The sequence below is a fragment of the Falsihalocynthiibacter sp. S25ZX9 genome (assembly GCF_041205405.1).
Classification (GTDB): domain Bacteria; phylum Pseudomonadota; class Alphaproteobacteria; order Rhodobacterales; family Rhodobacteraceae; genus Falsihalocynthiibacter; species Falsihalocynthiibacter arcticus.
This window is the reverse complement of the sequence record NZ_JBGFCD010000343.1, coordinates 1-280: the sequence shown is the minus strand read 5'-3', so window position 1 is coordinate 280 and position 280 is coordinate 1. Positions and strand designations below refer to the sequence as shown.

Genomic DNA, 280 nt, shown 5'->3' with positions numbered 1-280 from the left:
GTTAACCGATTCAATCGGCAGGGCGGCATTGGTGGTTTTTGGAAGAACATAAGCGCGGCTTGGGAAGCTGACGCTGGGGGTTCTATCGCGGACATATCCGGTGATTTCGACGTCTTTTGCGAGGGTCTCGCCACTGGCAGCAGGTAGCCCTTGGCGGAAGGTGAATTTGGCGCGTTCGCCGTTGGATAGACCCGAAATACAGAGGCGATCATTCTCGACTTCTACGGCAAGCGAGGCACTTGGAAACTGCATGTAGGATGTATAATCAACCCCAGCGGCA

General features: G+C 54.6%; 1 protein-coding gene. It reads right to left on the bottom strand.

The annotated features are described in order from the left end of the window. The coding region (locus tag AB9F29_RS22515; RefSeq protein WP_369757328.1) for a hypothetical protein at positions 1-280 on the bottom strand (280 nt) is incomplete at both ends.